The sequence below is a fragment of the Thermogemmatispora carboxidivorans genome (genome assembly GCF_000702505.1).
GTDB classification, from domain to species: Bacteria; Chloroflexota; Ktedonobacteria; order Ktedonobacterales; family Ktedonobacteraceae; genus Thermogemmatispora; species Thermogemmatispora carboxidivorans.
On the sequence record NZ_JNIM01000001.1, the window covers coordinates 909723 to 923226 of the forward strand.

The 13504-nt window shown below is 61.8% G+C and carries 10 protein-coding genes; all 10 read right to left on the minus strand.

Going from position 1 to position 13504, the window contains the following annotated elements:
* Window positions 1–44: 44 nt before the first annotated feature.
* The 10 genes from N688_RS03520 to N688_RS03565 all read right to left on the minus strand — a co-directional run bounded on the left by N688_RS03520 (window position 45) and on the right by N688_RS03565 (window position 13338).
* Entirely contained in the window at window positions 45–794 is a 750-nt protein-coding gene (locus N688_RS03520; RefSeq protein ID WP_052887993.1) for a Maf family protein, read from the minus strand.
* Window positions 791–2164, minus strand: coding sequence for a class I SAM-dependent RNA methyltransferase (locus N688_RS03525; RefSeq protein WP_081838474.1), 1374 nt, complete (start codon window positions 2162–2164; stop codon window positions 791–793). Before N688_RS03525 ends, N688_RS03520 begins: the two co-directional genes overlap by 4 nt.
* Window positions 2161–4515: a tetratricopeptide repeat protein gene (locus tag N688_RS03530; RefSeq protein WP_052887995.1), complete on the minus strand. Its 2355-nt coding sequence runs from the start codon at window positions 4513–4515 to the stop codon at window positions 2161–2163. The genes N688_RS03525 and N688_RS03530 overlap by 4 nt, the downstream gene beginning before the upstream one ends.
* 166 nt (window positions 4516–4681) lie before the next feature.
* Entirely contained in the window at window positions 4682–6334 is a 1653-nt protein-coding gene (locus N688_RS03535) for a glycosyltransferase 87 family protein (RefSeq protein WP_052887996.1), read from the minus strand.
* A gap of 360 nt (window positions 6335–6694) precedes the next feature.
* Complete coding sequence (locus tag N688_RS03540) at window positions 6695–7165, minus strand: GNAT family N-acetyltransferase (protein ID WP_052887997.1); 471 nt, start codon at window positions 7163–7165, stop codon at window positions 6695–6697.
* Between the two features lie 44 nt (window positions 7166–7209).
* Window positions 7210–7440: a hypothetical protein gene (locus N688_RS03545; RefSeq protein ID WP_052887998.1), complete on the minus strand. Its 231-nt coding sequence runs from the start codon at window positions 7438–7440 to the stop codon at window positions 7210–7212.
* A gap of 289 nt (window positions 7441–7729) precedes the next feature.
* Entirely contained in the window at window positions 7730–8809 is a 1080-nt protein-coding gene (locus N688_RS03550) for an NAD(P)/FAD-dependent oxidoreductase (RefSeq protein WP_052887999.1), read from the minus strand.
* 23 nt (window positions 8810–8832) lie between these two features.
* Window positions 8833–10836: a DNA repair protein RecN gene (recN, locus tag N688_RS03555; protein ID WP_052888000.1), complete on the minus strand. Its 2004-nt coding sequence runs from the start codon at window positions 10834–10836 to the stop codon at window positions 8833–8835.
* 174 nt (window positions 10837–11010) lie between these two features.
* Window positions 11011–11853: an NAD(+)/NADH kinase gene (locus tag N688_RS03560; protein WP_052888001.1), complete on the minus strand. Its 843-nt coding sequence runs from the start codon at window positions 11851–11853 to the stop codon at window positions 11011–11013.
* A 303-nt stretch (window positions 11854–12156) separates the two neighbouring features.
* On the minus strand, window positions 12157–13338 hold the full coding sequence (locus N688_RS03565; RefSeq protein ID WP_052888002.1) for a DUF929 family protein: 1182 nt from the start codon (window positions 13336–13338) through the stop codon (window positions 12157–12159).
* Between the last annotated feature and the right edge of the window lie 166 nt (window positions 13339–13504).

Here is a 13504-nt window from a genome sequence, read left to right on the forward strand (position 1 = left end):
TGTTCCCTGAAAAGAGCGTGTGATGTGTATTACTTCGTCGCAAATTATATCATACTCTTCCCGGCTGACAGCAGGCAGTGCTCTGACCAGGGGCAGCGGCTGCCTGGCAGAGGCTGCGCGTGAGCTGGCAGAGAGAAGCCGCCAGCCTGCAGCAGTGTGCTCAGGGTACAGAGTGGAAAGCCCACCACATTGAGATAGCAGCCGGCAATGCGCTCGGGCAGCTGAAAGGCTGGATTCTGAATGCCATAGGCGCCAGCCTTATCGAGCGGGTCGCCGCTGGCAATATAGGTCTCGATCTCCTCATCGCTGTAGGCGCGCATCAAGACCGGGGTCACACACTGACTGCTGCTAATCAGGGCCTGTCTCTGGTCGTGATGGCCGCCTGACTTGCCGGTCTCGTCTGCGCTTCGTGGGAGGGCCACGGCCACCCCTGTAATGACCTGGTGCCAGCGTCCGCGCAGCCGGCGCAAGATCTCTCGGGCGTGGGCGGCATCGCGCGGCTTCCCCTGTGAGATCCCATCGAGAATGACTGTGGTATCGGCGGTCACCACGAGGCAGCCAGCAGCCTCGGGCAAGGCCAGGGCGGCCTCCGCTTTCTGCTCGGCCAGCCAGCGCCCCAGCTTTTCGGCGGGACCCTTGTAGCTCGCCTCAAGCTGCTCTTCATCGAGTGGAGACACTGCTACCTTGAAAGGTAGGCCCAGCTGGGCCATCAGTTGGCGTCGGCGGGGAGAAGCCGATGCCAGTAACAAGACTGGTGGCCGCTGGCTGCCTTCGCTGCTCATCTGATCATTCATGCCCCTCTCTCCAAGATTGCAAGACATTCAATATGGCTCGTCTGTGGGAACATATCCAGTGGCTGAACCGAGAGAAGCCGGTAGGTGGTCTGGCGCCGGCAAAGGACCTGCAAATCGCGGGCCAGCGTCGACGGATCGCAAGAGACATAGACGATCCTCGTCACAGGGTGCTGTACTAGGGCCTCCAGGACCGCCTCCTGGCAACCAGCGCGCGGAGGATCAAGAACCAGGCCATCGAGTTGACTGGCCAGCGCAGGCAGAAGCTGCTCCACCTTGCCTTTCAGAATCTCAACGTTGTTGACATGACGCAGATTCCACTGAGCATCCTGAATAGCGCTGGGCGACTCCTCAATGGCGTAGACCTTGCTCGCATAGCCTGCCAAAAGCAGGGCGAAGGTTCCCACGCCGCAGTAGGCATCGGCCAGGACTGGTCGGCGCTCTGGTTCAACGGGTCCGGGCACCATCTGACTCTGCCCGAAGGCTGAGGCGCCAACGTCGCTGGTCGCAGGCTTTCCCTGAAGCAGGCCCTCGATGATCAGGCGCGCCATCTTTTCAGCCTGGACCGTGTTGGTCTGGAAAAACGAGCTGGGGCGAATGCGGAAGATCTCGCCAGCCAGGCGCTCCTCGAAGGCCTCGGTGTGGACCTCGAGGCCGGCCTGGCTCAGCTCCTCTGCAACCTCTGGCGCCGGAGCCGGCTGAATAAGCACCTGGCCTGTGGCGGCACCACAGCGTACCAGGACCTGGGGGCGTGGATTAACGTGGCGCGCCAACACCCCTAGAACGGTGTTAATCCGCTCATGGGCAATCGGACAGGTGCTCAGTGGCAGCACGCGATGGCTGCCACGTGCCGTCAGTCCCGGCTGGCCCTCGCGATTGACCGAAAAGCGCATGTGATTGCGATAGTGCCAGGGAATATCACACGGCTCGGTCGACCGCACAAGCTCACGCAACTCCGATTCCTCAAAGCCGCCGACCTCGTGCAGCAAAGAAACAACCACCTCGCGCTTCCAGGCCAGCTGAGCATCGTAGCGCATATGTTGTAGCTGGCAGCCGCCGCAGATACCAAAGACCGGGCAGGGAGCAGGCACCCGCACAGGAGAGGCTTCGTGAATAGCGCTGATCCAGACGCGCGGTGGCACGTGCCGACGAGCACGTCGCCGACGGGCAGAAGGTGCCAGCTCCTCAATGGCAATCGTCACGCGCTCACCTGGCAGGCCGGCGGGCACCTCCACTATCCGCGGCTGAGGGATGGGGGCCTCTCCTGTCTCGCTCGGACGCTCGCCAGGAATCTCCGCCTGAGCCAGACCGCTGCGCGCCAGTGGTCCCAGGGTCACCGTGTGGTAGGTCAGCGAACGCTCTCCCTCCATCATCGCTGTTTCCTACGTTCGTTCAAAAGCTCGCGTGCGGCTTGCACGCTGGGCAGGCGCTGATCGATCTGCTCCGCCTCTTCTAGAAAGCGCTGCGCCTGACGCAGGTCACCCTGCTCGGCGAGCACCATCGCCAGCAGCGCGCGCAGATGAGCCGACTGGGGAAGCTGCTTCAGGCCCTCGTCTAGCACTGCACGCGCCTCTCCGAACTGCCGTTCCTCGACGGCCAGGTTAACCAGCTCGCTGTAGGCTTGCAGATCGGTGGGATTGTGGCGGAGAGCACGTCGCAGGCTCTCGCGGGCCTCTGTCCGTCGGCCAAGGACACGCTGGGTATGGCTCAAGGCTAGCCAGATTCCGGGGTAATCGGGGCTGAGCGAGGCGGCCCGTTCGTAGTGCTGCAAAGCCTGTGGCTGGTCGTCGCGTGCACTGGCGATCGTCCCCAGTACCGCCTCGATGATGGTCTCCTCGGCGCGATTGGGATTGAGCGCCCGCGCCTGGGTCAGCAGCTGTTCCGCCTCCTGCAGAACTTCTGGCGGAGGGAGTGGGGCCGCTGTATGCTGCAGCTTCATCTGGGCCAGGAGCGCGTAGCCAAGAGCTGTCGGACGCAGAGCCTGCGACTCCTGCATGTGCTGCTCGGCCAGCTCGTCGAAGCGGCGGCTCCGCTCCTTCAAGCCCTGCTGCTCGAAAAGAGTAGCCAGACTATCCTCGGTCATCGCCAGCTCGCGCAAAGCATCGGCACGGCGGCCCGGGAAGCGCTGCGCCAGGCGCTCCAGATAGGCCATTGCTCGCTCACCATTACGGAGCGAGGCGGCATGGTTATAGGCATTCTCGACAATCTGCTGGTCGAGCGGAAGGCGCACCATCAGGGCATCCTCATAGTGCAGGGCCTGGGTCAGGCGGCGCGTCACCTCTTCGAGCAGCACCTGCGGATCAGGCCGGTCCAGTAGCGAAATGCTCTTCAGTAGAGCCTCGCGCTGCTGCACTGAAATCTCGCGTACGCGCTCATCGTGCTCCTTAATGCGCTGTTGCAGTTCAGGGATCGGCAGGCCCTGAGCGCGGGCGCCCTCATCGGTCATTGAATGGATGCGCCAGACCTCGTCTTGGCGCTGCAGCGTATAGCTTGTCCAGAGCCAATGGCGGCCTGTTTCCTTATTTACCGCCGTGCCCATTGCCATTTCTGGCAAAGTGCCGCTCAGGGGTGTCTCGCTCAACTCCAATGACCAGCCGATCTCAACCAGCTTGCGCGGGCCACGGCTGGAGAGAGTACTGCCTGGCAGCCAGAGCCCGCTTTGCGGCTGCTCGCTTTCGGTCACGAAGCTGACTGTCAGGCGGGCGGGATGGGCCTCATTGGCCCATGCGCGGCGACGTTCGATCCACTCCTCGCGGCTCAGCCCCTCGCGCAAGGGACTCTGTGGCGTTAACAAATCATAGGCCAGCCCGAAGTCGCCCAGTGACCAGGCGCCGATAAAGGTCAGAGCCAGCTCTTCCGGGTCGAGACCTGTCTGAATGAAGGTCAGGCCGCGATCCTGGCCGGCCTCGGCCTCGGGGGCTTCCAGTATCAGCTGACGGATCAGCGGCAGATGATAGCGATAGCTTTCTGGCAACTCCTGCCCGCGCCAGCGGCTCACGGCCAGGGCCTCCTCCAGCAAGCGGCGTCCCTCGGCCAGCGTACACTCCTGAAAGCGGGCCTCTTCCAGGAGGCCAGTCAGTTCACTAAGGCGTGCCTCAATACGGCGTTTACCTGCGCGCTCGACGATGCAATCGCGGACCCCTTGCTGCCAGAAATCCAGCTGCAAAGCGATCAGGCGCGCCTCGTCATAGGCGTAGCCCTCTTCCCAGCAAAGTAAGAGCTGAACCTCGCCCCGCTCGCGGGTCTCTGACACCAACCCCTTCCAGAAGCGTGGAGGGCGAGCCTGGAAAGTCGTCGGCTGCTCGCGAGGCGGCTGCCATTGAGGATAAAGGCGGGCCCCTTCCAGGCGAATCAGCGAGCGCCTGGCTTCCTTGCGACACTCCTTCTCGGGGCTGTAATGATAAAGAGCCTGCAAGAGATCGGCAGCGTCCTGCCCGCTCCAACGAGGCCCTTCTGCTGCGGAGGAAAGCCCTTGAGGTCCCTGCGGTTCCTGAGACTGCTCCCTTCCTGGGGATGCGAGCGATCCCTGCGCCAGCTCTCGCAACAAAGCGAACTGGACGCTTACGGGAGCGGAAGTAATAGGCGCCAGCGCAGCCTCCGCCTCCTGCTGACTCTGACTGCTGCGGAGCTGCCTGGCCAGATCAGAGACCTGAGCGAGCAGGCTCTGGAGGCGGGCCTGATCCTCTGCAGAGGCTGGGCTGGCAATTTCTTTCTTACGTGCCATATGAGTAGTATTCTGCTCCTCCCCTCGCGGCGACATACCTCTGTCTCTGTTGGGAGGATTGTATCACGTCCGGGCGTGAGGCGTCGAGACCTCATCTACTGACAGCCAGGCAGGCCAGGCTGGCCTGCCCACAGAACGCAAGACCGCACATGGGCAGCTGACCTGGCTAGCCCGACAACCGTGACCGCCGCTGCAATGGCAGGGCCGATAACGAATCGACTGTCGGCAGGCTCGACAGCAGTCCCGCCCCCGCGGGTTGCAAAGCGGCCCGTCCGCTCAGAGCTGGCAGCGAGGGCTGCCCGGCCAGTGTCGGCAACGGCTCGCTGGAAGCGGGGCGCCGGGCAGGATGCTGCTCGCGCTCAGGGGCTGTCTTTTGGCGCAGGCGAGCCATCTGTAGCACAAAGAGCGGGAAGGCTGCACAGTAGAAGTAGGATGAGAGACTGCGCCAGGCGAAGAAGAGCGGTACCACAGCCAAAAAGAAGGCCGCCTCTGGTCGTGTGCGACAGATCTGCCAGTACCAGGCCAGGGAAGCCACCATTGCTGTCAGCTCAAGAGCGAGGTAGACCTTTTCAGGGAGATAGGGAATCAGATGCGTGGCGCTCAGATTAATAATTCCGACCCCGAGAGGGAACATCGGATCGTTGAGAGGGGCTAGCACGCCGGAGACAAAAGCCCCCGGGTTCCAGACAATAAACGGGAGATTGAGCGCCAGAGCTGTCAAAGCAGCGATGCCCAGGCGGCGCAGAGCCTCGCGTGGCTGGTAGAGACGCCAGGCCATAATCAAATAAAAAGGAGTCGAGAACCAGGCTGGTTGCTTTGTGGCGATGGCCAGACCTAGCAGGAGAGCCGAGAGCCAGCCGCGCTCGCGCAGCAGCCAGGCGAGCAGCAGTAACAGGCAGCAAACAATATCGAGGTTCGCACCTATTGTGGAGGCCCACATTGGGACATTGGCCAGGCTCAATAGCAAAACCCAGGGGCGCAGCTCCCGGCGAGCCAGGCGCCAGGCGATTGCCACGATCAGCAGATAGCTCAGCAAATATAGAGGGAGCACGTTCACATCGCGTAAAGGCGAGTGAAGCAGCACGAAAGGAACGAGGGTCAGAAAAGAGAGAGCGGGATAGCTCACCTTGCCCTCGAACTCAGGAGCCTGGCCCGTTTTGAGCGCTGCCGTGAAAGCAGCCGCCAGCTCAGCATCCGAGGGATAGTCCAGGCGGTTGGCAAAACGGCCCTGACGCAGAGGGGTGGTCCAATCGGGTTGGATCACAAAGGTGCGCGCAATGCTCACGAAGTTCGAATCGCTATAGGGGTTGTGCCCTGCCACCAGGAGAGCGGCAGCGTTGGTGTCCAGGGTCGTGCCGTCGTTGGAGAACTCGGGAGGGAGAAAGCACATCACGATACCGCGGCCTAGCTCTATCACGCCTACCAGGCTTGTCAGCAAGATAAGGATGAGAGCGATACGCTGCCAACGCCGCGGAAAAGGCTGGCTCAGAGTCCGCGGCTGAGGCCGAGGCGGTAGGGGGCGCAGAGCCATCAGCATGGCGGCGAAGCTGCCCAGAATCAAGCCCAAGGGAATGAGCGAGCCGTAGGGGAGCAAGTAAGGCATATAGAGATGATGATCGATCTCGTTGAGCGCTTGCAGGATTAGGGCGATGCCGATCCAGACTGCGCGCTCCTGCAGGGCGCGGACCAGATAGTTATCGGGGCTGTGATCCTCACTGAAGAAGAACCGTAACCAGCTGCGTTTGGCTGTGGTGGTGGCCTGCGTGGCCTGCTGCTCGCACGCCTCCAGGGACGGGGGCAGTAGGGATGGCTGCACCATAGCGTTCCACTTCCCTCCTGATACTGATGTAAGGCAAGCCTGTTGTATACTCGTGCGCATGACAGGACCACTACCCAACTGGCACCGGGAACCTGTGGGAGACGGCCTGATCTGCTCTCCGGTCAGGCTCACCGGCCATGCAGTCGCACCAGTCGAGCCGGGGCGGCCAGAGAGCGGGCGGGGTAGGGCTTCCTCTGATGTTTCCCCAGCCTGAGTCTTACAACGAAGAGGAAGAGCCGGGCGTCACAAATTGGCGTGGGGCTGCGGAGGCTGTTTCGTCTTGCAGAGATGGGGCGTGGGCAAGCCTACGAGCGGGGTGGACAATGGGAAGTGGGCGGCGAAGCGCCACCGCTGGCCTGGCTAGAGGGGAAGGCGATAATACAGCTCACGGTGCTGCAACTGGAAGCCCAACGCCTCATAGAGGCGAATCGCCGGCCTGTTCTCCTCCCAAACGTGCAGATCGAGTGCCTCCAGCTGCTCCTGTTGGCGGGCAAAATCGATAATGTAGTGGAGCAGGCGGCGAGCAAAACCGCGCTGCCGATATTCCGGCAGAACCACTACCCGGCGGATATAGCCAGTACGGCTTCCCTCGCTGCCGTCGGAGGGTGGCAGCATCAGCTCTGCCTTGGCCACCGCTTGTCCCTCCAGCTCCCCAAGAAAAATCAGGCCACGCTCATGTGTTGAGGGATCAACCGAGCCGAAATATTTCTCCAGCTCGCGATGAATGTTGCGCGTGGGCGAGGTGCCGAAGCGATCCAGGTATTCGATGCTCTGGATATCCTCCGCGCAGGCCAGGCGAATCGCAAAGGGGGTGGTGTGCTCCTCTACCATAAGCTGCTCATGATTACCTGCGTTGCTCTCGTAGGTCAGTTCGCCTAGCGCTGGGCATGTCTGGCCTTTCTACTCTGCCGTTCTCGCTCGTCCTCTACCTTCTTGCGTGGCAGCAGCAGAATAGAAACGAGAGCATAGCCTGCGCATCCCAAGAGCATCAGGGCATAGATAACATCTTCTGTGCTTGTGCGATTCGCCAGTTGCCAAAGTCCCCACCACAGAAAGGCCGCAAATACAAGAAACAGCAACACCGTGCTGAGGATAGTCTTGCTCATAGCCTCACGATCCTTACGTACTGGCCGGCTGGCAGATTGCCGCCGCCTGGCAGTATCCCTGTACTGCTGTAAGAGGCTGGCTGGAGCATGAGAAAAGCACCTCTCACCCTGGGGCAGACTCGTTGCCGGCGCTTCTGGCCTGTACCAGTGCAGAGTGGGCGGGTGGGTCCGCTGCCAGCCAGTAGCAAATACTCGCTAGTATTGTAGCATATCCGTCCAGCGTGCTGCCAGCGGCTCGCTCGCTCAGGTGGGCGGATCTGGCTCAAGAGAAGGAGGAAAGAGGAGAGCGCTAACGACGGCTGGTCAGCAGGCGGAAAGCGCTCTCTTCTCCCTGTGCCAGGGCCAGGTGCACTCGTCCGCCAGTAAAAGCGTCGCCGCTGAAGAACAGCCCATAGGGGGCGCTCACCCTATGTAGGGCTTCTGCTTCCAGCAGCGTTTCTGGTTCTGGAAGAGCCAGAGGCCAGCGCTGGACGTCGTAGAAGTCGGCGGCTGGCAGGCGCTGACCGAGCAGTGTCGAGACCAGGGTTGTCGCAGCTGTGGCCAGGGCCTGGTCATCCCAGGACCAGTGTGCCCGGCTATAGTCGGGGGCGAGCTGAACGATAAGCAATGTCCAGGCCGGTGGAACCCGCTCGGGACTCTTTTCCTCCTCGCGAGCCAGCCAGGAGATAGGATGAGCCTTATCGCTATTGACCAGGGCATAGTAAGGGGTAGGTGGGAGCGCGCTTCGGGGCCAGGCCAGGGCGACTGAGAGCAGAGGACGATAGCGAGCCTTGCCGAGCTCGGCCAGCAGAGTCTGCTGAAGCTCAGATGGCAGCTCGCTCGCAGCCATCAAGGCCGCCGCCTCTGGAGCGGGCAACGTTACCAGCACGTTAGGGACCTCAGCCACAACCTGACCGCTGGTGGAGAAGAGGCGCCAGCCTGGTCTCAGATAGGCCAGACGGGCGATCTCACAGTGGGTATAGACCGTCAGCTCGCGTGCCATCAGTTCCGCCAGCGTCAGCAGCCCGTGTCGATACGTCCAGCGAGGTAGAGCGTTCTGGCGTGGATCGCCTTCGCGAATGCGGTTCTGGCTATCGAAGGTCCAGACCGGCTTAGCGATGGCCACCAGCTCGGAGGTAGCCAGGCGCTGGAGCAGCAGGGCGTCACTGGCAGGTGCGTTGCCGTGGATATACTGGGCGCCGGGGTCGAAGCAGAAGCCCGCGCGCACGCGCGTCGTCGCCCGCCCCCCTACGCGCTCCTCGCGCTCGTAGAGTGCCACCTGCAGAGAGTGGTCGCGCAGCACATGTGCTGCGGCCAGGCCGGAGACGCCTGCCCCGATCACCGCCACCTCAGCGCGCTTCTGGTGCTTGCCCTCTCTCCAGCTCTCCATTGCCTCTGCTGCGCTCCTTCCCGCTAGTGGGCCTGGGCCTGAGAGGCATCCCGGCTTGCTCTCTGCTCTGGGGCCTCACTGGAGCTGGCTGTCTGGCTCTCAACCTGGCGCAGCCAATTCTCCTTCCAGAGCTGGGAGCGCGCCAGCAGCTCCTCAGCGCTTTTGAGAGAGAACTCGCTCACGCTCCCGCCCATGATGTGAGCAAGCTCGCGCGCACGCTGCTCAGGGCGCAGCTCGTTGACGATCGTGATCGTGCGCTCGCCCAACACCTGCTTATTCACATTGAAGTGCAAATCAGCGAAGGCCGCGATCTGGGGCAAATGGGTCACACAGATCACCTGGTGGTTGCGGGTCAGCATCCACAGCTTCTCGGCCACCACCTGGCCGCTGCGTCCACTAATGCCCGAATCGATCTCGTCGAAGATCAGCGTTGGCGTTGCATCGGCCCGGGCCAGGATCGTCTTCAACGCCAGCATCAGGCGGGAAGTCTCGCCGCCCGAAGCGATCTTCGTCAGCGGTTTGAGAGGCTCGCCTGGATTAGGGGCAATCAGAAACTGGATGCGATCGATGCCGGTCGCGTCGCAAGCGTAGAGCGTCTCGGGTTGGCCATCGATGGTAGCTGGCACGCCCTCGGGATCAGGCTCCTGAAGAATCTCCACCGCGAAGCGGGCCCGCTTCATATTCAAGTCATCCAGCTGCTCCTCCATCGCGCTGGCCAGGCGAGCGGCGGCGGCGCGGCGACGTGCAGACAGTTCCTGGGCAATGCGCCCGATCTCGCGACGTAGCTGTTGGTCCTGCTGCTCCAGCCTACGGATATGCTCCTCGCGATTGACGATGCGATCAAGCTCCTGGCGATCCTCCTCGGCGCGCCTGAGAATCTCCTCAATCGTTGCTCCATACTTTCGTTTCAAGCGAGCGATCAGGTCGAGGCGCTCCTCGATATCGGCCAGGCGGGCGGGATCATCCTCGATATCGGCCTCATAGCTGCTAATCGCGGCGGCCACGTCCTCCAGGCGATAGATGGCCTCATCCAGGTTTATCTCCTGCTCCGCGAGGCTTGTATCCAGGCGTGCCAGCTCATTGAGGGCCCGGGCGGCGCTGCGCAACAGATCGAGGGCCGACTGCGTCAGGTCGCTGGCCAGCTCCGACCCTTTAATGGCCCCATAAGCCAGGGTGCACAGCTCGCGCATACGTTCGGCATTGCTCAGGACCTTGCGCTCGCGCTCCAGCTCCTCGATCTCTCCGGGCTGCAGCTCCGCCTTCTCGATTTCCTCGATCTCAAAGCGCAAGAACTCTGCGCGGCGGCTCTCATCGCGTTCCGTCTGCAAAAGCTGCTGCAGGCTCTTGCGCACCTGACGCCACTCGCTGACGCGGGTGGCCAGCTGTTCGCGCAGCGGGAGCAGCTCAGCGTAGCGATCAAGAAAGTTGACATGCTGCTCCGGGCGCAGCAGGCTGAGATGCTCGCTCTGGCCGTGGATATCGATCAGCCAGCTAGCCACCTGCTGCAGCACGTGCTGAGAGACAGCGCGTCCGTTGATTCGAGAGACCGTGCGCCCCGAGCGGAAAATATCGCGTGAGAGGATCAGCGTTCCATCTTCGGGCTGGAGGCCATACTCTTGGAGCAAACTGGCGAGGGCCAGGCGCGCATCGGCGCTCGAAAGATCGGCGCGCAGGCGTTCCAGGCGCCGGCCCTCCTGGCTTTCGGCCTGCTCCAGGGCCTCATAGAGCGTATCGCCGACAGCAGCTGCTTCCTCCTCCCCCTCAGCCGTGCGGGCCAGGGACTGGAAGCCATTGCCGCTGGGCGGCAGCAGCGTCTCCAGCGAAAAGACGCCCTCGACACTGGCGCGCTCGCAGCCGGCGCGCACATACTCTGCACCGATCTTTCCTCCGAGCAGGGCGCTGACGGCATCGATGATAATAGACTTGCCGGCCCCCGTTTCGCCGGTAAAGACGTTGAAGAGTCGATGGAAAGTGAGATGCAGATTGTCGATGATAGCGAAATCCTTAATATTCAGTTCGAGCAACATGGCACTGCACAGGCAACTTTCTCAACGGATGAGCAAAGCGGGAGGCAACAGCGGGCCGGCGGATCGAACCGGCAGCCGGGCTGCCACCTGGCACCCGTTGCTGAAGGGAGCGCGGGCGAACGCGCGCCTGGCATCGGGGGAGAAGCGAGCGAGTGAGTGAGTGTACGAGCGATCCTACTCGTCATCTCGCAGCTTCGCATTGATAATCTGGTAAAAGTAAGTTGGTGGTCGGCGTCGCAGGAAGCGGGTCTCATATTGGCTTTTCTGAACAGTGACCATGGCGCCGTTGCGTACCTCGCGGTTCAATTGGCCATCGGCGGAGAAGACGCCATTTTGCGAGCCGGTCACGATTTGCAGGCGCACGCAGGCATCGGGGTGAAGAATCAGCGAACGATCGGAAGCCAGATGGGGAGCGATGGGTGTCAAGACCATGCTCTGCACCTGCGGATGGAGCAGTGGCCCCCCAACGGCTAAATTATAGGCCGTTGAGCCAGTAGCCGTTGAGACGATCACCCCATCGGCATAGGTTGTACTATAAAAATGATCGTCGATCCAGATACCTACCTGCACCACGCGGGGCCAGGTGCCGCGTGCAATCACAATATCGTTGAGCGCCAGAAAGGTCTCGCTTTGTCCTTCCTGGTCCAGGGTGGCGGTGAGCATAGTGCGCGTATCCACCCAGACCGAATCATCCTTCTCTAGATAGTGTACAAGCTCGTAGGGAAGATCGCGCGGTTCCAGTTCTGTCAGAAAGCCGACACGCCCGTACTTTACTCCTACGATGGGAATACCATCGGCAGCACACAGGCGCGCAGCGTGCAAAATCGTGCCATCGCCGCCCAGGACGATGACCAGCTCGCAGCCCTGCAGCAGGCCCGCGGGGCTCTCCTCCCCCTCCTCGCGGATATCAACACTGCGGACCTCGTAGCCGCGGCGGCGCAGAAATGGTTCGATCTGGGCTGCAGCCTCAGCGGTGTGCTGCTTGCGGCCCTGATAGAATATCGCGATGACCTTCACAGATGGCTCCAGTCCGTCCGGTTGCGTCGGGTTGGGTCGGGTCGCTCAGTCGGGGATGGCTCGGCACCCACGGATCTGCGGTTTGCCCCATACACCTGTATAGCTCGCCAGGGGCTTGCCTGGCGAGAACCCGCCTCGTGGTGTGGTGCACAGCTTCCAGCAGAAGCCGTTTGGCTTCTACCACAGCGGAGTGTCACACGGTAATGGTACGTCATCTAGATAGGCTTGTCAACCGTAGTGCAGCCAGGCTCGGAAGGACAGAAGCCCCCTCCCGAGCCGCTTGAGAGCAAACAGACAGATTTTCTAGTTCATCCGGTGGCCGTTGCGCAGGCGGCTGCTGCTCTCTGGTGGCAAGCCCTCGCTGAGTGAAGTCAGGTTGACTGCCAGGGAAGCGCTATGGGCCAGAGCTACCCGCGGAAGCTGCTTCTCAATCGCCTGAATAAACGAGGCCTTACAGACGCTGGCCGGTTGATCGTTGGTAGCCACGCAGATCCCTGCCGTCAAATAGTTCGCCACGCCCAGGATACTCTTCGAAATGGACGTGCTTGAATTGGTGATCTGAATCGCGATATCCTTCTGCGAAAGGCCGCTGAGCAACCCCGGGTCAACGGTCTGGCCTTGTGACATATAGATATTGGCGATATCCAGGAAAGGGAAACCGCCGCTGGGATTGAGGGCGTTCACCAGTTGTTGCTGCTCCTGGTTGGGGTTCTGCAGGGCCTGCTGATTGCGGTCTTCGACCTCTAGCGGCACAAAATCAATATAGGAGCTGGTATAGCTGCTGCCGTAGAAGGTGAAGGTGGCCGTATCAGGATAGACATCGCTACTCGAAGAGGTCGTCTCTGGGAGGGCGCTGAAGTGGCCAAAGCGGCTCAGAGCAACTACCAGCGACCAGCGTTCCGCGGCGCAATACGGGCAGAACTCTGCGCCCCAGTAGAAGACCTCGGGCTTGCCGTGGGGGCCGACCAGTCGATCGCGATTCGTGACGGCCTGTAAAGGACTCTTCTGGCCACCGGTGCCGATTTGCGCCAGCAGATTGGAGTCGACGCTCGTCACCGTCTTCAGGACCTCGGGGTCGGTGCCGCCACGTGCTCCAGAGCTGCTGTGCTGCTGAGAGAGGACAATGAAACCTCCTATGATGGCCAGCACGACAATCAAGGCCCCGGCGACGATCAGCCAGCGCGTTCGCCCACTGACGCGCCTGCGTGTGTAGCGGCGCTGGGGCTGACGGGCCGTGCTACTCGGGCGGCTGCTTACTTCCGGGCGGGTGGTATTGCGCGCTGTGGCGGTGCTGACGCTCTTGGGAGAGGTTCCCGCTGTGCTTGCCGAACTCGAAGCAGCGTTCCCGCTCTGGGCTCCCCCTGCCGCTGCGCCACTGGCGCTCTGTGGACTGCGGCTCTGCAGCTGGGCCTGGGCCTGAATTTGCGCCCGTCGCTGGACTGCGGAGGAGCTGCTGCCGCTATGTTTCTTGCGCTTTTTGGCCATACTATTCGTTTCCTATTTAGGAATTGTTGAACCAGGTGACTTGAGGAATCGTTTGGCTGCCGGGTATCGCCAGTTATTATAGCACGGGGCCTTTGAATGGAACAGGGCATGAGTGCTGAGCCATCATGCATGGCTGGCTGCGGGGGAGGAGGCCACCAGCCAGCCT